The sequence below is a fragment of the Acidovorax sp. SUPP950 genome (genome assembly GCF_030158935.1).
In the GTDB taxonomy this organism is placed as follows: domain Bacteria; phylum Pseudomonadota; class Gammaproteobacteria; order Burkholderiales; family Burkholderiaceae_C; genus Paracidovorax.
The window spans coordinates 1-539 of record NZ_BQXE01000024.1 but is presented as its reverse complement, the minus strand read 5'-3'; the positions used below and the strand labels follow the sequence as shown (position 1 = coordinate 539).

1 protein-coding gene is annotated in these 539 nt (G+C 70.3%); it reads left to right on the top strand.

What is annotated here, in order from left to right; all coding sequences use genetic code 11:
* A partial coding sequence (locus AVME950_RS24260) for an RHS repeat domain-containing protein (protein WP_502869453.1) occupies positions 1-539 on the top strand: 539 nt, incomplete at both ends.

The following is a 539-nucleotide window of genomic DNA, read 5'->3' as shown; positions in this document are numbered from 1 at the left end:
CCGGCGCCACCGTCATCGACCCCCTGGGCACGGCGCGCACCTTCAACTACAGCCTCAACCTGGGCAAACTGGTCGTCAGTGGTGCCAGCAAGCCCGATCCACTGGGCAAGCCCGATGCCGCGCAGCGGGTGCAGAACGCGCAAGGGCTGATCGACTCCGAGACGGACTTTCTCGGGAGCGTGACGACGTACCAATGGGATGCGGGCAGGCGCGTGCCGCTGAGCACCACGCAGGCCAGCGGCACGGCGCAGGCGCGCACGACCAGCACCGAATGGCACCCGAAGTGGCGCCTGCCGGTCAAGGTGACGGAGGCGGGCCGCGAGACGGCCTACACGTACGACGGCCAGGGCAACGTCCTCACGCAGACGGTCAAGGACACCTCGGTGAACCCGCCCGTCTCGCGCACCTGGGCCTGGACCTACCACCCCTCGGGCCTGGTCGCCAGCGAGACCGACCCGGGCGGCGCTGTGACCACCTACGCCTACGACAGCGCGGGCCACCTCACCCAGGCCACCAACGCGCTGGGCCAGAGCAGCCTG